Source organism: Serratia sp. GW822-FHT06E05 (genome assembly GCF_058799445.1).
The window spans coordinates 665,688-685,288 of sequence record NZ_JBXALM010000001.1 but is presented as its reverse complement, the minus strand read 5'-3'; the positions used below and the strand labels follow the sequence as shown (position 1 = coordinate 685,288).

At 55.4% G+C, this 19,601-nt stretch carries 19 protein-coding genes; 9 read left to right on the top strand and 10 right to left on the bottom strand.

The window, feature by feature from the left end; genetic code table 11:
- The first annotated feature begins 2 nt into the window (after positions 1-2).
- Positions 3-812 carry a phosphonoacetaldehyde hydrolase gene (gene phnX / locus AC1RKC_RS03125; RefSeq protein ID WP_020826558.1) on the top strand — a complete coding sequence of 270 codons (810 nt, stop codon included), beginning with the start codon at positions 3-5 and terminating at the stop codon, positions 810-812.
- Positions 813-877: 65 nt separating this feature from the next.
- Here phnX and AC1RKC_RS03120 read toward each other — a convergent pair whose 3' ends face one another.
- The 4 genes from AC1RKC_RS03120 to AC1RKC_RS03105 all read right to left on the bottom strand — a co-directional run bounded on the left by AC1RKC_RS03120 (position 878) and on the right by AC1RKC_RS03105 (position 5,402).
- Positions 878-2,269 (bottom strand): L-cystine transporter, encoded by a 1,392-nt coding sequence (locus tag AC1RKC_RS03120; RefSeq protein ID WP_020826559.1) that lies wholly within the window; start codon positions 2,267-2,269, stop codon positions 878-880.
- A 183-nt stretch (positions 2,270-2,452) separates the two neighbouring features.
- Positions 2,453-3,001, bottom strand: a complete 549-nt coding sequence (locus AC1RKC_RS03115) for a metal-dependent hydrolase (protein WP_020826560.1) — start codon at positions 2,999-3,001, stop codon at positions 2,453-2,455.
- A gap of 396 nt (positions 3,002-3,397) precedes the next feature.
- Positions 3,398-4,063: a hexitol phosphatase HxpB gene (gene hxpB / locus AC1RKC_RS03110; protein ID WP_493092137.1), complete on the bottom strand. Its 666-nt coding sequence runs from the start codon at positions 4,061-4,063 to the stop codon at positions 3,398-3,400.
- 58 nt (positions 4,064-4,121) lie between these two features.
- Complete coding sequence (locus tag AC1RKC_RS03105; protein WP_020826562.1) at positions 4,122-5,402, bottom strand: HdeD family acid-resistance protein; 1,281 nt, start codon at positions 5,400-5,402, stop codon at positions 4,122-4,124.
- Between the two features lie 195 nt (positions 5,403-5,597).
- Here AC1RKC_RS03105 and AC1RKC_RS03100 point away from each other — a divergent pair, with 195 nt between their 5' ends.
- Positions 5,598-6,158 (top strand): YniB family protein, encoded by a 561-nt coding sequence (locus tag AC1RKC_RS03100; RefSeq protein WP_020826563.1) that lies wholly within the window; start codon positions 5,598-5,600, stop codon positions 6,156-6,158.
- 44 nt (positions 6,159-6,202) lie between these two features.
- Here the strand turns inward: AC1RKC_RS03100 and AC1RKC_RS03095 are convergent, their stop codons facing one another.
- On the bottom strand, positions 6,203-7,072 hold the full coding sequence (locus tag AC1RKC_RS03095; protein ID WP_020826564.1) for a fructosamine kinase family protein: 870 nt from the start codon (positions 7,070-7,072) through the stop codon (positions 6,203-6,205).
- Between the two features lie 260 nt (positions 7,073-7,332).
- Here AC1RKC_RS03095 and AC1RKC_RS03090 point away from each other — a divergent pair, with 260 nt between their 5' ends.
- A complete protein-coding gene (locus tag AC1RKC_RS03090; protein ID WP_234529485.1) occupies positions 7,333-7,782 on the top strand; it encodes a GNAT family N-acetyltransferase in 450 nt (149 codons plus the stop codon).
- 37 nt (positions 7,783-7,819) lie between these two features.
- Here the strand turns inward: AC1RKC_RS03090 and AC1RKC_RS03085 are convergent, their stop codons facing one another.
- The 5 genes from AC1RKC_RS03085 to ghoS all read right to left on the bottom strand — a co-directional run bounded on the left by AC1RKC_RS03085 (position 7,820) and on the right by ghoS (position 11,803).
- The gene (locus tag AC1RKC_RS03085; RefSeq protein WP_020826566.1) at positions 7,820-8,680 is read right to left on the bottom strand and encodes a metal ABC transporter permease; all 861 of its coding nucleotides are present in this window, start codon (positions 8,678-8,680) and stop codon (positions 7,820-7,822) included.
- Positions 8,680-9,540 carry an iron/manganese ABC transporter permease subunit YfeC gene (yfeC, locus tag AC1RKC_RS03080; RefSeq protein ID WP_046373759.1) on the bottom strand — a complete coding sequence of 287 codons (861 nt, stop codon included), beginning with the start codon at positions 9,538-9,540 and terminating at the stop codon, positions 8,680-8,682. The genes AC1RKC_RS03085 and yfeC overlap by 1 nt, the downstream gene beginning before the upstream one ends.
- Positions 9,540-10,430: a manganese/iron ABC transporter ATP-binding protein gene (locus AC1RKC_RS03075; RefSeq protein WP_020826568.1), complete on the bottom strand. Its 891-nt coding sequence runs from the start codon at positions 10,428-10,430 to the stop codon at positions 9,540-9,542. The genes yfeC and AC1RKC_RS03075 overlap by 1 nt, the downstream gene beginning before the upstream one ends.
- Positions 10,427-11,371 carry a metal ABC transporter substrate-binding protein gene (locus tag AC1RKC_RS03070; RefSeq protein WP_046373757.1) on the bottom strand — a complete coding sequence of 315 codons (945 nt, stop codon included), beginning with the start codon at positions 11,369-11,371 and terminating at the stop codon, positions 10,427-10,429. The genes AC1RKC_RS03075 and AC1RKC_RS03070 overlap by 4 nt, the downstream gene beginning before the upstream one ends.
- 132 nt (positions 11,372-11,503) lie before the next feature.
- Positions 11,504-11,803, bottom strand: a complete 300-nt coding sequence (gene ghoS, locus AC1RKC_RS03065; protein WP_116690645.1) for a type V toxin-antitoxin system endoribonuclease antitoxin GhoS — start codon at positions 11,801-11,803, stop codon at positions 11,504-11,506.
- A gap of 109 nt (positions 11,804-11,912) precedes the next feature.
- Here ghoS and AC1RKC_RS03060 point away from each other — a divergent pair, with 109 nt between their 5' ends.
- The 6 genes from AC1RKC_RS03060 to AC1RKC_RS03035 all read left to right on the top strand — a co-directional run bounded on the left by AC1RKC_RS03060 (position 11,913) and on the right by AC1RKC_RS03035 (position 19,568).
- The gene (locus AC1RKC_RS03060) at positions 11,913-12,578 is read left to right on the top strand and encodes a transglycosylase SLT domain-containing protein (RefSeq protein WP_020826571.1); all 666 of its coding nucleotides are present in this window, start codon (positions 11,913-11,915) and stop codon (positions 12,576-12,578) included.
- A 307-nt stretch (positions 12,579-12,885) separates the two neighbouring features.
- Positions 12,886-13,611, top strand: a complete 726-nt coding sequence (locus AC1RKC_RS03055) for a gluconate 2-dehydrogenase subunit 3 family protein (RefSeq protein ID WP_234529484.1) — start codon at positions 12,886-12,888, stop codon at positions 13,609-13,611.
- 2 nt (positions 13,612-13,613) lie between these two features.
- Positions 13,614-15,395 carry a GMC family oxidoreductase gene (locus AC1RKC_RS03050; protein ID WP_116690643.1) on the top strand — a complete coding sequence of 594 codons (1,782 nt, stop codon included), beginning with the start codon at positions 13,614-13,616 and terminating at the stop codon, positions 15,393-15,395.
- Between the two features lie 12 nt (positions 15,396-15,407).
- Positions 15,408-16,745: a c-type cytochrome gene (locus AC1RKC_RS03045; RefSeq protein ID WP_493092138.1), complete on the top strand. Its 1,338-nt coding sequence runs from the start codon at positions 15,408-15,410 to the stop codon at positions 16,743-16,745.
- 256 nt (positions 16,746-17,001) lie between these two features.
- Positions 17,002-18,285 (top strand): SLC5/6 family protein, encoded by a 1,284-nt coding sequence (locus tag AC1RKC_RS03040; protein WP_493092139.1) that lies wholly within the window; start codon positions 17,002-17,004, stop codon positions 18,283-18,285.
- Positions 18,286-18,434: 149 nt separating this feature from the next.
- Complete coding sequence (locus AC1RKC_RS03035; protein ID WP_046375047.1) at positions 18,435-19,568, top strand: ABC transporter substrate-binding protein; 1,134 nt, start codon at positions 18,435-18,437, stop codon at positions 19,566-19,568.
- Positions 19,569-19,601 lie beyond the last annotated feature (33 nt).

The following is a 19,601-nucleotide window of genomic DNA, read 5'->3' as shown; positions in this document are numbered from 1 at the left end:
GCATGAGTCAGATTAACGCAGTGATACTCGACTGGGCCGGCACCACGGTAGATTTCGGCTCCTTTGCGCCAACGCAGATTTTTGTTGAAGCCTTTAAGCAGACCTTTGATATCGACATCAGCCTGGCGGAGGCGCGCATTCCGATGGGGTTGGGCAAATGGCAGCACATTGAGGCTTTGGGCAAATTGCCCGAGGTGGATGCGCGTTGGCGGCAGCAGTTGGGCCGCTCCATGAGCCATCAGGACATTGACGCGCTGTACCAGGCTTTTATGCCGTTGCAAATTGCCAAGGTGGTCGACTTTGCCGATCCGATTGAGGGTGTGCCACAGGTGATTGCTGCATTGCGTGAGCAGGGCATCAAGATAGGTTCCTGTTCGGGTTATCCGCGGGCGGTGATGGAAGTGCTGGCGCCGGCAGCAGCGCTGCGAGGTTACGCGCCGGATCACTGGGTTGCGACTGACGATTTGGCCGCTGGTGGGCGTCCAGGCCCGTGGATGGCGCTGCAAAACGTGATTACGCTGGGTATCGATTCGGTGGCGCACTGTGTGAAAGTGGATGATGCAGTGCCGGGTATCAGCGAAGGATTGAATGCAGGCATGTGGAGCATCGGGCTGGCGCTGTCGGGTAACGAGTTTGGGGCTACCTGGCAGGAATACCAACAAATGAGTGAGTCGGAAGTTAACAAGCGGCGCGCTTTGGCAACCGATAAACTGTATTCCGCCGGTGCGCACTACGTGATTGATACATTGGCACAACTGCCGGATGTGATTGCTGAAATCAATCAGCGACTGGCGGCGGGCGAACGGCCCTGAGTGGATTGCAGATATAAAAAAACCGGGGCTGCGAACAAGCCCCGGTTTTTTATTGCCGACGAGATTTACTGGTGAGCCAGTTCCACTTCGTCTTCACTGTCCATAATGGACTTGTCTGTTTGCTTCATCAGTTGGCTGGTGATGGTACCTGCCGCCATAGAGCCGTTGACGTTCAGTGCGGTACGGCCCATGTCGATCAGCGGTTCAACGGAGATCAGCAGGGCAACCAGCGTCACTGGCAGACCCATTGCCGGCAGTACGATCAGCGCAGCGAAAGTCGCGCCGCCACCCACGCCGGCTACACCGGCGGAGCTGATGGTGACGATACCGACCAGGGTCGCGATCCACACCGGGTCCAGCGGGTTAATCCCGACAGTTGGGGCCACCATCACCGCCAGCATCGCTGGGTACAAGCCTGCACAACCGTTCTGGCCAATGGTGGCGCCGAACGAGGCCGAGAAGCTGGCAATGGATTCCGGTACGCCCAGACGACGGGTTTGCGCTTCCACGTTCAGCGGAATGCTGGCGGCGCTGGAGCGGCTGGTAAAGGCGAAAGTGATGACCGGCCATACCTTGCGGAAGAACTTCAGCGGATTAACGCCGGTGAAGGCCAGCAGGGCAGCGTGCACCGCAAACATGATCGCCAGACCCAGATATGAAGCCACGACGAAGCTACCCAGTTTGATGATGTCGTGAACGTTAGAGCCTGCAACCACTTTGGTCATCAGCGCCAGAACGCCATACGGAGTCAGTTTCATCACCAGACGCACCAGCTTCATCACCCAGGCCTGCAGGGTGTCGATAGCGACCAGCACGCGCTCACCTTTTGGCTTGTCGTCTTTCAGCAGCTGCAGCGACGCCACACCCAGGAAGGTCGCGAAGATTACCACGCTGATGATTGAGGTAGGGCTGGCACCGGTCAAATCGGCGAACGGGTTTTTAGGAATGAAGGACAGCACCATCTGCGGTACGGTCAGGTCGGCCAGTTTGCCCACATAGTTGCTTTGGATTGCGGACAGACGCGCACTTTCCTGCGCCCCTTGCACCAAGCCTTCAGCGGTCAGACCGAACAGGTTAGTTACCAGCACGCCCACCAGCGCCGAAATCAGCGTGGTGAACAACAGGGTGCCGATAGTCAGGAAGCTGATTTTCCCCAGGGAAGAGGCGTTATGCAGCTTGGCGACCGCGCTCAGAATCGAGGCGAAGACCAGCGGCATGACAATCATTTGCAGCAGTTGCACATAGCCGTTACCGACGATGTTGAACCAGCTGATGGATTCTTTCAGTACCGGATTGTCCGAACCGTACACCAGCTGCAGTGCCAAACCGAACACCACACCCATGACCAGGCCGACCAGTACCTTTTTCGCCAGGCTCCATTGCTTATGGCGGCTTTGCGCCAACAGCAAAAGGAGGGCGACAAAAATCACCACGTTAATAACCAGCGGAAAATTCATCCCCAATGTCTCCAAAATTTTTTCTTATATGAAAATGGCTATGCACCATGGCGTAGCGATACTAAATATCGTAACAGTTTGCTTAACGGCTCACTTATATCCAAATGGAATTTGATATAACTCATTGCGTAAATTTGTTTAATTTATGCACTCTGCGGTTATTAAGTGTCCGTTTTTATGTGATCACAGTCTGATATTTTTTATTTGCTCAAAATAAGACTGCACTGGGATGGTGCATCCGCCCTGCCAATAGATAGCGAAAGCCACCAGACACAGGCACAGGGCGCGCTCAAGCTGATTGCCTTTCTGAGAATTTAGCAGCGGCAGACGAAAACGCCAGCGGCATGGCCAGAGTAAGGGGACGCCGGCGGGAGTGAGCATATCCGCCAGCAGATGGCTGAAGTAACCGATGATCATGGCATGCAAGACGTCGGCCGGAATCGGCCAACTGCGCGGCACGTCAAGCTGGAACAACGCCATGCCGCCGGCGATCGCCAGCAGGCTATGGGTAAAACCGCGGTGGCCGAAGGCGCGCGATATCGGAATGGCAATCCAGCGCAACCGTTGGCCCAGTACCGACTTGGGGTGATCGATATCGGGCAGCAGTGAGGTCAACAGCGCGGCAGGGATGATGTGCCACCAGTCGCCCGTTGCCAGCTCTGGGGTCACCTCGGCCTTCTTGGCGAAAATCGCGCAAGCGACAGAAAAAATAAGATGTCCTTCCGCGGTCATACTGCTGTTCCGGCTGATAAACTGTTAATTTATCCAGTATATGGGAAAATTCCCAGTAGTGGAAGCAGTTACCCTGTAACCAATTGTTTATTTTTCCCGGTTTTACAACGGCTTGTTACTTAAATGGCCAAGTGCTGTACGCTTTTTCTGCGGTAAGGGGATGGGCGTAGGAGAAAGCGCCGGACGAGAGCGTAAGGCTGCGTGGCAGTGACAGCCTGTGCCTAACGTCCGGCGACTTTCTTGAACTGCAGCATAATGAGGCCGCTACAGTAACTCAATAAAAATGAAATAATGTTTTATTTATTTTATGACGTGCAGCCAGATTTTGAACTTAAGCAACGAAAAGGCGGGAGAAGTCAGGTTAGCGGCACCGGCATTAAGCCGATGCCGTAAAAATCAGGCCAGATGATCGGAGGTCAGTTGCTCAAGGGAATCGAGCTTGTGGTCGGCCAGCGCCCAACGGCCATCATGGCGATACTCGTGCGCAGGGATCACGATAGAACGCATCCTCGCGGCCTTGGTGGCAATCATGCCGTTGAACGAGTCTTCCAGCGTTATACAGCGCAGGGGATCGCTGCCCAGGCGCTCGGCGGCGATCAGGTACACTTCCGGGTGCGGCTTGCTGTAAGGCAAGTACTCGGCGGAGACAAGTTGATCAAAGTAGCCTTCGAGGTCAAACATCTGCAGCACCTGTTGTTGCATGTGCAGCGGTGAGGCGGAGGCCAGGCCAATATTCAGATCCAGGCTGCGGCACAGCTCCAGCGCCTGTTGTACGCCAGGCAGCAGGGGGCGTTTTTCACGCACCAGCTCGATGGCGCGCTCGATAATACGCGCAGAGATTTCTTCTTGCGACACCCCTTGCCACGGCATGGCCTGGTACCACATCTTCACTACCAGATCGATGCGCAAACCCAGAGTATCCGGCAGTTTGTGGCGGTCTGACAAATCCAGCCCCAGTGCGCCAAAGATATCCAGCTCTGCCTGTAGCCACAGCGGTTCTGAATCGATCAATAAACCGTCCATATCAAAAATAGCGGTTTCAATGCGTTGCGAATAGGCCATTATCGGTTAACTCCTGCCGGTGAATGTGCCCGACACTTTAACATCGCCGGCGTTGAGACTAAAATTTTTGCCTGCGTGGCTGAGCCTTGCCGAAACGCAGGATGCGCCACATCTCCTGCACTTTTAGCCACCAGCGCTGATGCTGGCGTTCGGTGACCTGTTGCAGCATGCGGGCATAATCAAGCACCAACCCCGGTGTCCAGGTCATGCTTTCGCCACGGCTGCGCAGCACCGCCAACATCCACAGGTTGGGATCGAGTATCAGCAACAGGAAACGCCGCCACAGATGTTTATCGCCCAGTACGCCTTCCAGCGCGCTATCGAGCGCCTGAATAACCGTGGTGGAGCAGTTGCGACGAGTCAGATTGTAAGTGGCATCCTGACGATAACGCTGCCAGAAGGCGCGTAATGCCGTCGAGTTGTAACGGCGAAACTGTATTCTTTTGTCCGGGGGGCACCAGGCTGCCACTTCCTGTTGCAAATCGGGCAGAAAGCGTCCGTCGACGTTGTTTTGTTCGCCGGAGTGCAATAGCCGGCGGAAATCTTGTGCAGACTGGCTGATTTCGTTAAGCGGATAGTGGCTGATATACACGTCCGGTGCCAACGCCAGGGCGGCATGGCCAGTGGATATATTGCCGCTGCCGTCCACCGCCGCGATATAGCGATCGACGATGTAACGCCTGCGGGCATCTTTTGCCGATCCTGTCGGTGTCCAGACATACACCCTGAGCGGATTAGCGTCATTGGTTTGCGGCTGCGTGGCTAACTGCGGGTTCTGATTTAGCGAGAAGCTTTCCAGCCTGCGGGCAATGCGTAACAGTGCCCAGCCGGAAAGCAGGATCATCACGCCGATACAAAAAGGAACCGTCATCCGATGCGGCACCGGCCAGCCAATAAAAATCATCAGCGAAAGCAGTATTTCGCCGCTGCCCGCCAGCGCGACCGGTTTCCAGCGGCTGTGCTGGATCACCGTAGAAGAAGCAATGCGAACCGCACCGTCAAGCAGTAGCGCGCTGCCAAACACCAGCGTGGCGACGATGTTGTCGTCGGCGGGCACGTCCCATACTAAAAAGGCCAGAAACAAAAAGCCCAATCCCTTCAGCATCACTGGGCGACTGGCGGATGAGCCGATCACCAGTGCGGCGGAAATCGCCACTAATCCCTCCAGCGCCAGCAGTACCGCCAGCGCATCCAACGCCAGCACCGAACGCCCGTCCTGAAGTACATCGAACAGCATCAGCGCGCCTACGGCGATCCACGCCCAGCCGAACAGCATTAGCAGGCGGCGTTGCCCCCGCAGCGCTTGCGCACCCAGCAATAAGATAATCAGCCGAATCATGAAGGCCCCTGTTTAAACGGTTTGATTTAACTATATAACTATTTACCGGCAACGCGCGCTCGCCGTTAAGCTGTTGATTTCGGATAATCCCGGCTACGCTTGTAGCACAGCAGTGCTGAAGAAAACGGTGGGCGAGTTTCAATAACTACAGGTAGACTTAGCCCATTACGGTTACGTCGCTTACAAGGGGAACACATGACGTATCAACAGGCTGGGCGCATTGCCATTTTAAAACGTATTCTTGGCTGGGTGGTTTTCATCCCTGCGTTACTGTCAACGCTGATCTCGCTGCTGATGTTTGTGTATCAACACAGCGAAAAGACCAAAGGCATCAACGCAGTAATGCTGGATTTCGTTCACGTAATGGTAGATATGGTGCGCTTTAACACCCCGTTCCTGAATATCTTCTGGTATAACTCGCCGGTACCGGACGTAGAAAAAAGCCTGTTCAGCGGCGCGAACCTGATGTTTATCATCATTTATATTCTGATTTTTGTCGGGCTGGCGCTGCAGGCCTCTGGCGCACGTATGTCACGTCAGGTGAAGTTTATCCGCGAAGGCCTGGAAGACCAGATGATCCTCGAACAGGCTAAAGGCAGCGAAGGGCATACGCGTGCGCAGTTGGAAGAGCGCATTACGCTGCCGCACCACACCATCTTGCTGCAATACTTCCCGCTGTACATTTTGCCGGTGGTGATTGCGGTGATTGGCTGGTTTGTGATCAAGCTGCTCGGCCAACTGGCCGGGGCGGCCTGATAACGGCTGCTCATTAAAAAGGCGCTGATTTCAGCGCCTTTATTTTATCGGGACTCGGGATGCAGCAACGCTTCCACCGCGCGTTGGGCCCGAACCAGATGCTGCCCGCCGAACAGGTTACTGCGGTTGAGCAGGTAATACAGTTGATAAAGCGGCTGACGTTCGATAAAGCCGCTCTCTAACGGCCAGACGCTCTGGTAGCCGTCGTAAATCTGCGGCGGCAGTTCCGGATACAGCGGCAGCATGGCCAAATCACACTCTCTGTCGCCCCAATAGCAGGCCGGATCGAACAGCAGTGGGCCGTCGGCGGTCATTGCGCAGTTGGCCGGCCACAAATCCCCGTGCAGAAGAGAAGGTTGCGGCTGATGATGCTGCAAACGCAGATACACGATGTCGACAATCTCATCGATATCCCCAAAGGTCATGCCTTTCTCTGCCGCCATCTGCAGTTGCCAGCCAATGCGCTGTTCGGCAAAAAACTCTGACCAGCGGCGCTGCCAGGCGTTGGGCTGCGGGGTGGTGGACAGGTCGTTGTCGAAGTCGAGGCCAAACTGCGGCTGTTCGCTCCACTTGTGTAAATGGGCCAGCTGTTGTCCGAGACAGTGAGCGCCATGGGCGTCTAAAGGTTTCAGGGTTTGGTATTCCAGCAGCAAGAAGCTGTAATCGCGATCGCTGCCTACGCCGTACACCTGCGGAACCCGCACGGTTTTACTGCGCGCCAGCAAGGCCAGCTGGTCGGCTTCGGCGGTGAAGATGGGCAACAGTTCGCGAGCGTCACATTTGACAAACACCTGATTGTCACCGTAACTCACGCGCCACGCCGGATGGATTTCTCCCCCGGGCAGTTCGGTCCTTTCGCGGATTTCTGCGCTGCCAAGATGTTCACTTAACAGACGGCTAACGGCTTGCCACATGGTACACCCCCTCTGTGTTGCCTGCGAATTCATTAGGTTAGCGTCTTTAGCCCTGTGAAAACACGACCTGGCGCACAGCTGGCACCAACAACCGGCGATTTTATCGCCATCGCATTTGCTCAAAGTATATACGCTATTGATTAATTTAAGTACGACGTCTGTTGCAACTTGGCGGCGTGAGAGCGATGTTTATAAGGTCGTCAGCTATTACGGCAAGGGCAGGATTCATATAACTATCATTATCAATGAGATGAACAACAATGGAGCAAAACCGGCAGTGGCAGCGAGGGGAATACCGGATCAACTGCGATACAAGTGAATTGAACCTCTCCTTTACTCACGCATTTTTGACCACTTCAAGCTGGGCGAGCGGCATTTCGTTGCCGACGGTGCAGTTGTCTATCGACAATAGCCTGTGCTTTGGCCTGTACCATCAACACCAGCAGATTGGTTTTGCGCGTCTGGTGACGGATTACGCCACTTTTGGCTATCTGTGCGATGTGTTTGTCTCCCCGGACTACCAGGGACAAGGGTTAGCGCGTTGGTTCATGGACTGCACGCTGGAGCACCCGGTGTTGCAGCGGCTGCGACGGATTATGCTGGTGACCGGTACTGCGCCGTGGTTGTATCAAAAGGTGGGTTATGAAGCGGTAAACCGCGAGGATTTTGTCTGGCATATTGTCCGACCGGATATCTATCAGCAGCCGTAATGAGCAGCGGCGGCGCCATTAGGCACCGCCGCCTGTTTCAAGGTTTTGCGTCGAGCATTCCATTTTCGTGACGTTGTAACGGTTTAAATTTACTGTAGAGCAGGGCGAACACAAACAGAATGGCCTGGACTATCACAATGCAGGGGCCGGTGGCACCGTCAATGTGGAAGCTGATCAAGGTGCCGAGTACGCAGGAGAACACAGACACCACCGTGGCGACTATCAGCATGCGGTCGAAGCTGCGGCACAGCATGAAGGCAATGATGCCTGGAGCAATCAACATCGCAATCACCAGAATGACCCCGACGGCCTGCAATGAGGCGACAATCGTCAGCGCCAGCAGGCACAGCAGCCCGTAGTGCAACAGTTTCACCGGCAGGCCAATCACCCTGGCATGGTTGGGATCAAAACAGTAGAGCATCAAATCTTTGCGTTTCAGCAACACCACCAGCAGCGTAATGCCAGCCATCAGCAACGTCTGTTTCAGCTCTGCGTCGGTAATGCCCAGCATATTGCCGAACAGAATGTGGCTGAGGTGCTGATCGGTATCGATACGGGAAAACAGCACCAGGCCAAAGGCAAACATGCCGGAGAAAACGATCCCCATCACCGTGTCCTCTTTCACCCGGCTGTTTTCTTTCAGGTAACCGGTAGCTACCGCACAGAAAATACCGGAGAAGAAGGCACCTATCACCACTGGGATGCCGAGCACGAACGCCACCACGATACCGGGCAGCACCGCATGCGAGATGGCGTCACCCATCAGCGACCAGCCTTTGAGCACCAGATAGCAAGAGAGCACTGCACACACCACGCCGGTCACGATGGCGGCCAGGATTGCCCGCTGCATAAAGGGATAGGCGAAGGGCTCGCTGAGCAGTTGATACAGGGTTTCCATCAGTGGCCTCCGGTCTGTTCACGTGCTACGCGGCGTTTGGACGCCAGTAGCCCATGTTTGGGGGCGAAGAAAAAGGCGGCCAGGAATACCAGCGTTTGCAGAGTCACGATCACCCCGCCGGTAGCCCCGTCGAGGAAGAAGCTGAGGTAAGCGCCCAGGCCGCTGGTTAGTGCGCCAATCACGATGGCGATAATCACCAACCGGCTGAAGCGGTCTGTCAGCAGGTAGGCGGTAGCCCCCGGCGTGATCACCATGGCGATCACCAAAATGGCGCCAACGGTTTGCAATGCCGCTACGGTGCAGGCGCTGAGCAGGGTGAAGAACAGGATCTTTAACCGCAGCGGCGACAGGCCGATAGACACGGCGTGGTTTTCGTCAAAAAACACTGCCAGTAAGTCTTTCCACACCAGACACAAGATCAGTAGCGAAACGCCGATGATAATCTCGACCTGCAAAACGTCTTCATCGGCGATACCGAGGATATTGCCGAAGATAATCGACTGGACGTTAACCGAGGTCGGGTTTAGCGACACAATCAACAGGCCTACGGCGAAGAAGGTGGAAAAGATAAAGCCGATAATGGCGTCTTCGCGCAGGCGAGTCACGTGGCGCACCAGCGTCATTGCCAGCGCGGCCAGCATGCCGGTGAAGAAGGCTCCGGCGGCGTAGGGCAGGCCTAGCGCATAGGCCCCGGCAACGCCGGGTACCACCGAGTGCGACAGTGCGTCCCCCATCAGCGACCAGCCCTTTAGCATCAGGTAGGCCGAAAGGAACGCGCAGGCGGCGCCGACGATGGCGCTGACCCAAATGGCTTTGACCATGTAGTTGTAACTGAAGGGTTGCAGCAGAAGTTCCAGCATCAGGGTTGTTTCTCCTTCGGCTGGCTTTGCGCCGGCGGATCGCTCTTGGTATGGCCGTAGAACACCGCTGGCCGCTCGTCATCGGTCAATACCGTGACCGTGCGCGGATCGTTGTCGTCGTGCAGATCCGGGCCTGACAGATTGATATGGCGCAGTACGCCGCCAAACGCCTGTTCCAGGTTGCTTTGGGTAAAGGTGGTTTCTGTTGGGCCGGCAGCCAGCACCGTGCGGTTAATCAGGATAACCCGATCGCAAAATTCCGGTACGCTCCCCAGGTTATGGGTTGAAACCAGGATCAGGTGGCCTTCATCACGCAGTGCGCGCAGCAGATCGATAATGGCGTTCTCGGTTTTGACGTCGACCCCGGTGAAAGGCTCGTCCAGCAGCAGAACGCTGCCTTGTTGCGCCAGTGCCCGCGCCAGAAAGACGCGTTTTTTCTGCCCGCCGGAAAGCTCGCCGATCTGGCGGGTGCGTAACTCACTCAGCCCAACGCGCTCAAGCGCCTTGTCCACCCGCAGCCGGTCTTCCTTTGAAGGAATACGCAGGAAGTTCATCTTGCCGTAACGGCCCATCATGACGACATCTTCCACCAGCACCGGGAAATTCCAGTCAACGTCCTCGGTTTGCGGCACGTAAGCAATAACGTTTTTCTTTAATGCCTGCGCGACCGGCTGCTCGTTGAGCTGTACGCGGCCCGTGGTGGGCCGCACCAGGCCCATAATGCTTTTGAACAAGGTCGATTTACCGCTGCCGTTGACGCCAACCAGCGCGCAGATGGCACCGCCGCTCAGGGTAAAGCTGGCGTTGTGGATCGCGGTATGGCCGTTGTTGTAGGTCACGGTAACGTCGTCCACGCTCAACTCAGGGCGGACAAAAACCTCACTTGTCATTGATCAAATCCTTTGGCAATGGTTTGTACGGTGACGTTGAGCAGGTCGATATAGGTCGGTACCGGGCCATCCTGGGTGGACAGGGAGTCGACATAGAGCACGCCGCCGTATTTTGCGCCGGTTTCTTTCGCGACCTGCTTGGCCGGTTTGTCTGAAATAGTGCTTTCGCTGAACACCACCGGGATGTGGTTGGCACGCACGGCGTCAATCACCCGGCGAACCTGCTGCGGTGAACCTTGTTCATCGGCGTTGATCGGCCACAGATAGACTTCTTTCAACTGATAGTCTTTGGCCAGATAGCTGAAGGCGCCCTCGCTGGTCACCAGCCAACGCTGGGCTTCCGGAATGCGAGACAGGCGTTCGCGCAGCGGGGCATCCAGCGCGGCAATTTTGGCGGCGTAGGCTTTAGCATTGCGATTGTAGGTTTCCGCATTGGCCGGGTCGTACTGCACCAGCGCTTTGCGGATATTTTCGATGTACACCTGCGCATTGCTGGCAGACATCCAGGCATGTGGATTCGGGTTGCCGTTATAAGGCCCTTCGCGGATCGGCAGCGGGGTGATGCCCTCGGTGACCACGGCCGCAGGCACCTGTTTAATGTTCTCGAAGAAGCGTTGGAACCAGCGTTCCAGATTCATGCCGTTCCACAGGATCAGGTCGGCGTGCTGCGCTTTGACGATGTCGCGTGGTGTAGGCTGGTAATCATGGATCTCTGCACCCGGTTTGGTGATCGACTCCACTACGGCGGCGTCACCGGCTACGTTCTGGGCAATGTCCTGAATAATGGTGAAAGTAGTCACCACACGCAGCTTCTTTTCCGCCAACGCGGCATGGCTGGCAAGGCTGGCGGTCAACAACAGACACAGCAGGGTGAAAGGGCGGAAGTAGGCCCTGTTCTTAACGAGGGATAGGCGGGGAAAAGCGCGTTGTTTCAAAAACATGGTGACATCTCCTGGCTCAAATGAAAATGATTATCAATATCAATTAGAGCAAAGTCAAGCGTCACCTGCAGGCAAACTGCCGGTTATTTCCACAGCGAAGCGAAATAATACCCAGCAGTGAGTTATAGCATTTTATGTATCAGTATGTAACCGCTTTACGTAGTCCTCATAGGTGACGATGTCGGCCTCCGGCGCCTTGCCCAAGGCCACCTGACCAAGCTTCTGGGCCAATTGCCGTACATCCTCTTGATCCAGTGGGGTTATTAACGCAAAACTGTTGCTGCCCAGCTCGTGCGGAACGCCATTTTCGTCGGCCACCGACGTGACAAATCCTTGCAGGGTTAATTGTCCTGTCAGCTTGGCTAAATCAGCTAATCCTTCTTCCTGATAGCGAAAAGTGACCACAAAACACGTCGTTGCAGATTGACTCATAAATCACCTCTTGGTATACGAGTAGCTTGAGAATAGACCAAAAAAACCGTACAGGCGTCCTTACAAGTTGTATATGCTACGCAACTCATTGAAAGGAGTGAGGGATTCTGTGAAAACAAAAATAGGTTGCCTGACGGCAATTTTGCTTTTGTCGGGGTGTGCGAAAGACCCGCAAACAGCAACTAATAATTCAGGCAGTGGCACATCGCGTGGTGGTTGGCTAAAAACCCCCCCGCAGGCACCGGTTAACCGCACGGGGACACCGATAGCCTATAACGATTACATTCGTCAGGCAGCCAGCAGCTATGGCGTTGACGAAACGCTGATTAAAGCGATTATTCAGGTGGAGTCCGGGTTTAACCCGAACGCAGTCAGCACCTCGAACGCAGTGGGATTAATGCAGCTGAAGCCTTCAACCGCCGGGCGTGATGCCTATCGTTTAAAAGGAAGAAGCGGGCAGCCAAGCTCGCGTGAGTTGAAGGATCCGGCGGTCAATATTGATCTGGGAACGGCCTATATCAATATTCTTCAAAGCCAGCAGCTAGCCGGGATCAACAACCCACAGACGTTGCGTTACGCCACCATCGTTTCCTACGTGAATGGGGCGGGCGCTATGCTTCGCACTTTCTCATCGGACAAGCGTGTGGCGGTGAACCGCATCAACCAAATGAGCCCGGATGAGTTTTATCAACACATCCAGAAAAAGCATCCTGCCCCGCAGGCACCACGCTATCTCTGGAAAGTGACCACCGCCTACCAGGCGATGTCACCCTAGCCAAGATTTTTTCGTAAAACCGGCCGCGTCAGCAGCCGGTTTTTTATTGGCTTGCGCTAAATTCGCGACACATCTCTCATTTTTCGTTATTTCCCATCCTGTTACCTAAAAAACCGCACGAATCGTTAACTTTACATTACCCATCAAATCTTTACGTTTATTCAATAAGTTACCGGTAACATTTTGGCTTTTGTTCACATTTTGGTCTTCAATAAATATACAAATAAGTAACAATTTGTGTTTAAAACCCGCATCGACCGCAAGGTTGAGGTTAAATAGTTGTGATTATCTTTGGATGGAATGTGATATGTCGGACGATAAAACTAACAATTCACGGCGCGATTTCCTGTTGAAATCGATGACTTTAATTCCCGCAGCAGTGATTGGCGGCAGTGGCGTGAGTGCGCTGACAGCTCCAATCCCGGCGGTTGCGGCAACAGACACCTCAAAACAGCCAGATTACCAACCGACTTTCTTTACGCCGGAAGAGTGGGCCTTCGTTAAAGCCGCTGTGGCGCGACTGATCCCGGCGGATGAACGCGGCCCCGGTGCGCTGGAGGCCGGCGTGCCGGAGTTTATCGATCGTCAAATGAATACCCCGTACGCCACCGGTTCTATTTGGTACATGCAGGGACCGTTTAACCCGGATGCACCGAAAGAAATGGGTTATCAACTGCCATTGGTGCCAAAACAGATCTATAACCTTGGCATCGCAGATGCTGATGCCTACTGCAAGAAAACCGCCGGTAAACCCTTTGCTGAACTTGACGCTACACAGCAGGATGCGCTGTTGCAGAAGTTTGAGTCCGGAGAGGCGGAATTCTCGCAGTTGCCGGCAAAATTGTTCTTCTCCTACCTGTTGCAAAACACCCGCGAAGGTTTCTTCAGCGACCCGATCCATGGCGGCAATAAAGACATGGTTGGCTGGAAGCTGATTAATTTTCCGGGCGCGCGCGCCGACTTTATGGACTGGGTTGAGCGAGGGGAACGTTATCCCTTACCTCCGGTCTCGATTCGTGGGGAGAGGGGGTAACAATGGCAACGGTAATGAAAAAAGTAGACGCGGTGATCGTCGGTTTCGGTTGGGTGGGCGCGATTATGGCCAAAGAGCTGACCGAAGCGGGCCTGAGCGTGGTGGCGCTGGAGCGTGGCCCGATGCGCGATACCTATCCGGACGGTTCCTATCCGCAGGTGATCGACGAACTGACCTATAACATCCGCCGCAAGCTGTTCCAGGATCTGTCGAAAAGCACCGTGACCATTCGTCACAATACCAGCCAGACTGCGGTGCCTTACCGCCAGTTGGCGGCGTTCCTGCCGGGTACCGGCGTGGGCGGTGCGGGCCTGCACTGGTCCGGCGTCCATTTCCGGGTCGATCCTATTGAATTGCGTATGCGCAGCCATTACGAAGAGCGCTACGGCAAGAGCTTTATCCCGAAAGACATGACCATCCAGGATTTCGGCGTGAGCTACGCCGAGCTGGAGCCATTCTTCGATAAGGCCGAAAAAGTATTCGGTACTTCCGGCACCGCCTGGACCATCAAAGGCCAGAAAGTGGGTCAAAAGGGCGGCAACCCGTTCGCGGGTGACCGTTCGGACGACTTCCCGCTGCCGGCGCAGAAAAATACCTTCTCTGCCCAGCTGTTCGAGAAAGCGGCGCTGGAAGTAGGTTATCACCCGTATAACCTGCCTTCCGCCAACACCTCCGATTCCTATACCAACCCGTACGGTGCGCAGATGGGGCCGTGCAACTTCTGCGGTTTCTGCAGCGGTTATGCCTGCTACATGTATTCCAAGGCTTCGCCGAACGTCAACATTCTGCCGGCGCTGCGCATGGAAAAACGCTTTGAGCTGCGCACTAACGCTAACGTGTTGAAAGTGAATCTGACCGCCGATAAATCCCGTGCGACCGGGGTGAATTACATTGACGCGCAGGGTCGTGAAGTCGAGCAGCCGGCGGAGTTGGTGATCCTGGGGGCATTCCAGTTCCACAACGTGCACCTGATGCTGCTGTCCGGCATCGGTAAACCTTACGATCCGGTGACCGGCGAGGGTGTGGTAGGGCGTAACTTCGCCTATCAGAACATGACCACCATCAAGGCGTTCTTCGACAAGGACGTATACACCAACCCGTTCATCGGGGCCGGCGGTAACGGTGTCGGCGTTGACGACTTCAACGCCGATAACTTTGATCATGCCAAAGAAGGCTTCGTCGGCGGTTCGCCGTTCTGGGTCAACCAGGCGGGGACCAAGCCTATTTCCGGCTTGCCAACGCCGCCAGGAACGCCAGCCTGGGGTAGCAAGTGGAAAGCGGCAGTGGCCGATGCTTATACCCACCATGTATCGATGGATGCGCACGGTGCGCATCAGTCGTACCGCAGCAACTATCTGGACCTCGATCCCAACTACAAGAACGTCTTCGGCCAGCCCTTGCTGCGCATGACGTTCGACTGGCAGGAAAATGACGTCAAGATGTCGCAGTTCATGTACGACAAAATGGCACCTATCGCCAAGGCCATGAACCCTAAACTGATCGCCGGCAGCCCGAAAAACGCCAATAGCCACTTTGATACCACCAGCTACCAGACCACCCATATGAACGGCGGGGCGGTGATGGGGGAAGATCCGAAAACCAGCGCGGTGAACCGCTATCTGCAAAGCTGGGACGTGCATAACGTATTCTCGATCGGCGCGTCGGCCTTCCCTCAGGGGCTGGGTTACAACCCGACCGGCACCGTGGCCGCGTTGGCTTACTGGTCTGCCCGTGCCATTCGCGAGCAGTATCTGAAAAACCCAGGCCCTTTGGTGCAGGCATAAGGACGGCGACTGATGAAAGCATTTGTTCCCGCACTGGTTCTCAGTGCACTGAGTTTTTCCGTATGGGCGCAGGACGCCACGGTCAGCAGCGAGCTGATCAAACGCGGCGAGTATTTGGCGCGCGCCGGTGACTGCGTGGCCTGCCACACTAACGGCAAAAGCGGTAAAGAGTTTGCAGGCGGTCTGGCGATGGAAACGCCGATCGGCACCATCTACTCCACCAATATTTCGCCGGACAAGAAAACCGGTATCGGTGATTACAGCTTCGAAGACTTCGACAATGCGGTACGCAAAGGCGTCGCCAAAAACGGCAGCACCCTGTACCCGGCGATGCCGTATCCGTCGTTTGCCTTGGTGAAAGAGGATGACATGCGCGCCATGTACGCCTATTTCATGCACGGTGTGCAACCGGTGGAGCAGGCCAACAAGGATTCCGACATTCCTTGGCCGCTGTCGATGCGTTGGCCGTTGAGCATCTGGCGCGGCATGTTTGCGCCTTCACCGGCCGACTTTGTGGCTGACACCAAAGCGGATCCGGTGATTGAACGCGGTCGCTATCTGGTGGAAGGGCTGGGTCACTGTGGCGCCTGCCATACGCCACGTAGCCTTACCATGCAGGAAAAAGCGCTGAGCAATAACGACGGCGATACCTATCTGTCCGGCAGCAATGCGCCGATCGACGGTTGGGTGGCTTCCAGCCTGCGCGGTGACAACAAGGATGGGTTGGGGACCTGGAGCGAAGCCGAACTGACGGAGTTCCTGAAAACCGGACGCAACGACAAATCTATCGTGTTTGGTGGCATGAGCGACGTGGTGGAGCACAGCCTGCAGTATCTCAGCGATGAGGATCTGACGGCGATCTCGCGCTATCTGAAAACGCTGCCGCCGAAAGACGGCAAGCAGCAGGCGGCACCGGTCGAAGACAGCGTCGCCAAGGATCTGTGGCGTGGTAACGACAGCAAGCCCGGAGCGGCGCTGTACGTCGATAACTGCGCGGCCTGCCACCGCACCGATGGCGTCGGCTATAAACGCGCCTTCCCGGCGCTGAAGGGCAATCCGGTGGTACAGACCGAAGACGCGACTTCGCTGATTCATATCGTGCTGACAGGTAACACCACGCCGGCGGTGAAAGGGGCGGTTTCCAACATCACCATGCCGCCGTTCGGTTGGCGTCTGAACGACCAGCAGGTAGCGGATGTGGTGAACTTCATCCGTTCAAGCTGGGGCAACAGCGCCAAGCCAATCGACGCCTCAGACGTGGCCAGCGTGCGTAAAGACCGCTCGATGATCCGCGATGAGAAGGAGATGGGCAGCGCCGCCGTGCCGGAACTTCCGGACGCCAACAAGTAAATCTGAAAGGGCCTCGTTCGAGGCCCTTTTCTTTTGGCCCGGCGTGCTGATTTTGGCAGCATTTTCTGCTCGTAAATCACTCTGTCAGCCGATAAAACATAGACCCGAGCCGCATTTTTCATTATCCTTTGCCGTCCTTTTAGCAGGAACAAGAGTGAAATACTGCGTTAATCCACTGATTAATATTAAAAATTCGCGGAGAAGGATATCCCGTTGAGCGCAATCGTTGTCGCTGAAGAGTAAGGTAAGCTTTCTTATGAGTACGATTTCTCCCGATTCAGGCACGCTGGCAACCGCCCAGGCTGCCAAATGGAATAAAACCGATACCGTGTGGATGTTTGGGCTCTATGCCACCGCTGTCGGCGCAGGAACCCTGTTCCTGCCGATCAATGCAGGTCTGAATGGTCCGCTGGTCCTGTTGTTGATGGCGTTGTTCGCTTTCCCGCTGACTTATTTACCGCACCGCGCATTGAGCCGCTTTGTGCTGTCCGGCTCCAGCCGCGACGGCAATATCCATGATGTGGTGGTGGAGCACTTTGGCGTGCTGGCCGGCAAAATCATCATGGTGCTGTACCTGATGGCGTTCTTCCCGATCGTGCTGGTGTACAGCATCTCGATCACCAATGCGCTGGACAGCTTCCTGATCCATCAGTTTCATCTGGCGCCGCTGCCGCGTGTCTGGCTGAGCCTGGCGGTGGTGGTGGTTCTGAATCTTGTGTTGCTGCGCGGCAAAGACGCTATCGTTTCGGCGATGGGCATGTTGGTGTTCCCGCTGCTGGTGTTTTTGATGGGTATCACGCTGTATCTGGTACCCACCTGGCAAACGGCAAACTTTGTCAGCGGCCTGGCCAACACCCAGTTCAGCAGCCCGGACCTGTGGCATTCACTGTGGCTGGCGGTGCCGGTGATGGTGTTTTCTTTCAGCCATGCGCCGATTATTTCGTCCTTCGCCTCCACGCAAAAGAGCCTGTACGGTGAGAAGGCCGAACGCCGCTGCGCGCGTATCATGCGCTACAGCTATGTGCTGATCTGCGTCACCGTCTTGTTCTTTGTCTTTAGCTGCGTACTGAGCCTGTCTCATGAGGATATGCAGCAGGCGAAAGATCAAAACATCACCGTGCTGACCACGCTGGCGAACAAATTCTCCAACCCGCTGATCGCCTACCTTGGCCCAATGATGGCGATGCTGGCGATGGCCAAGTCTTATCTCGGCACTTCCCTGGGCGTGACTGAAGGGGCAACCAGCCTGATCGACGGCCTGACGCGAGCGGTTGGCAAACCCTTGAGCTCGCGAATTACGCACCGGATTTCTGCGATATCGCTGTTCCTGCTGACCTGGGCGGCGACGGTGTGGAACCCAAGTGCGCTGCACATTATCGAAACCATCAGCGGTCCGCTGATTGCAGCGATCCTGTTTATTCTGCCGATGTACGCTGTGCGTGCAGTGCCCGCGATGCGCCGCTATCGTGCGCTAAGTAACGTCTTTGTCCTGGTGATGGGCCTGATAGCGCTGTCGGCGCTGATTTACGGCCTGATTTGACCTCAGTAGCGCATCGGATCCGGTGCGCTACTTTTTCCCTGTTCACATCCCTTTTCAATTAAGCGAAAACGCACCCGGGGTTCTCTTTGATAATGGGAGCGGTTCTCATTATTATTTCCGCACTGATTTCCTACGCTAAGGAGTTTTACGTGCACCGTCGAATCACCCTGTTGGCTTTGGCCTGCGCCTGCGGTTTGTCCGCTCAGGCGATGGCGACTACTTATCCGTTAACCCTGACAGATACCTCTGGCCAGAGCCTGACCATCAAGCAAGAGCCGAAACGCATTGTGGTGCAGGACGGGCGCGATATTCTGACGCTGGCCTTGCTCGACCGCGCCGATCCTTTCGCCCGGCTGGTGGCCTGGAATAACCTGCTCAAGAAAAGCGACGGTGAAACCTGGAAGATCCTGCGTAACAAGTGGCCGGAAGCCAACGGCATTATCGATATGGGCTTTAGTGATAAGGGCGAGGTCAACCTGGAAAGCGTGATCGCCAAACAGCCTGATCTGATGGTGGCTCAACTGCGTTCCAAGCCTTCACTGAGCCAGACTGGCGTGTTGGATAAGCTGAAAGCGCTCAACATTCCGGTGCTGTTTATCGACACCATGCTCAAACCGGTGGAAAACACCCCGAAAAGCATCACGCTGCTGGGTGAGACCCTCAACCGCGAAAGCGAAGCGAAACAGTACACCGACTTCTATCAGCAGCATTATCAGAACATCCTGGATAAAACCAAAGCCGTCGAGCCAAAGCCGTTGGTATTTATCGAGGCAAAAGCCGGTCTTAACGGGCTTGAGTCCTGTTGTTTCACTCATTCTCACGTCGGTTGGGGTGGGATGATCGAGGCGGTAGGCGCACGTAACCTGGGCTCCGCATTGTTGCCTGGCGCAACCGGCGATGTCTCCCTGGAAAAAGTGATCAGCATGAAACCTGACGCCTATATCGTGTCCGGCTCTCAATGGGCGACCAAAACCAATGCCGCAGTGCCCTTTGGTTACGGCGTGACGCAGCAGCAGGTTGATGACGCTTTTAACCGGATGAAGCAACGCCCGGGTTTCGCCCAGGTCACGGCGGTGAAGGAGGGGCGCTTCTACGGCATTTACCATAACTTCTATAACCACCCGTACAACATCGTCGGGCTGGAATATCTGGCGAAGTTTATCTATCCGAATCAGTTCAAGGAATTGGATCCGGCGAAAACCTACAGCGAAATCCTCAGCCGCTTTACCGAAGTGCCGGAAGGTAAGGGGATATTGGGTGCGCAGGCACCGGCAGGAAAGTAAACATCGTGAAGGGCGCGGCTGATACCGCGCCCT

Coding starts and splice junctions, on each gene's coding strand:
- phnX (WP_020826558.1), top strand. CDS start 3: ATGAGTCAGATTAACGCAGTGATACTCGACTGGGCCGGCACCACGGTA.
- AC1RKC_RS03120 (WP_020826559.1), bottom strand. CDS start 2,269: ATGAATTTTCCGCTGGTTATTAACGTGGTGATTTTTGTCGCCCTCCTT.
- AC1RKC_RS03115 (WP_020826560.1), bottom strand. CDS start 3,001: ATGACCGCGGAAGGACATCTTATTTTTTCTGTCGCTTGCGCGATTTTC.
- hxpB (WP_493092137.1), bottom strand. CDS start 4,063: ATGGCCTATTCGCAACGCATTGAAACCGCTATTTTTGATATGGACGGT.
- AC1RKC_RS03105 (WP_020826562.1), bottom strand. CDS start 5,402: ATGATTCGGCTGATTATCTTATTGCTGGGTGCGCAAGCGCTGCGGGGG.
- AC1RKC_RS03100 (WP_020826563.1), top strand. CDS start 5,598: ATGACGTATCAACAGGCTGGGCGCATTGCCATTTTAAAACGTATTCTT.
- AC1RKC_RS03095 (WP_020826564.1), bottom strand. CDS start 7,072: ATGTGGCAAGCCGTTAGCCGTCTGTTAAGTGAACATCTTGGCAGCGCA.
- AC1RKC_RS03090 (WP_234529485.1), top strand. CDS start 7,333: ATGGAGCAAAACCGGCAGTGGCAGCGAGGGGAATACCGGATCAACTGC.
- AC1RKC_RS03085 (WP_020826566.1), bottom strand. CDS start 8,680: ATGGAAACCCTGTATCAACTGCTCAGCGAGCCCTTCGCCTATCCCTTT.
- yfeC (WP_046373759.1), bottom strand. CDS start 9,540: ATGCTGGAACTTCTGCTGCAACCCTTCAGTTACAACTACATGGTCAAA.
- AC1RKC_RS03075 (WP_020826568.1), bottom strand. CDS start 10,430: ATGACAAGTGAGGTTTTTGTCCGCCCTGAGTTGAGCGTGGACGACGTT.
- AC1RKC_RS03070 (WP_046373757.1), bottom strand. CDS start 11,371: ATGTTTTTGAAACAACGCGCTTTTCCCCGCCTATCCCTCGTTAAGAAC.
- ghoS (WP_116690645.1), bottom strand. CDS start 11,803: ATGAGTCAATCTGCAACGACGTGTTTTGTGGTCACTTTTCGCTATCAG.
- AC1RKC_RS03055 (WP_234529484.1), top strand. CDS start 12,886: ATGTCGGACGATAAAACTAACAATTCACGGCGCGATTTCCTGTTGAAA.
- AC1RKC_RS03050 (WP_116690643.1), top strand. CDS start 13,614: ATGGCAACGGTAATGAAAAAAGTAGACGCGGTGATCGTCGGTTTCGGT.
- AC1RKC_RS03045 (WP_493092138.1), top strand. CDS start 15,408: ATGAAAGCATTTGTTCCCGCACTGGTTCTCAGTGCACTGAGTTTTTCC.
- AC1RKC_RS03040 (WP_493092139.1), top strand. CDS start 17,002: ATGAGTACGATTTCTCCCGATTCAGGCACGCTGGCAACCGCCCAGGCT.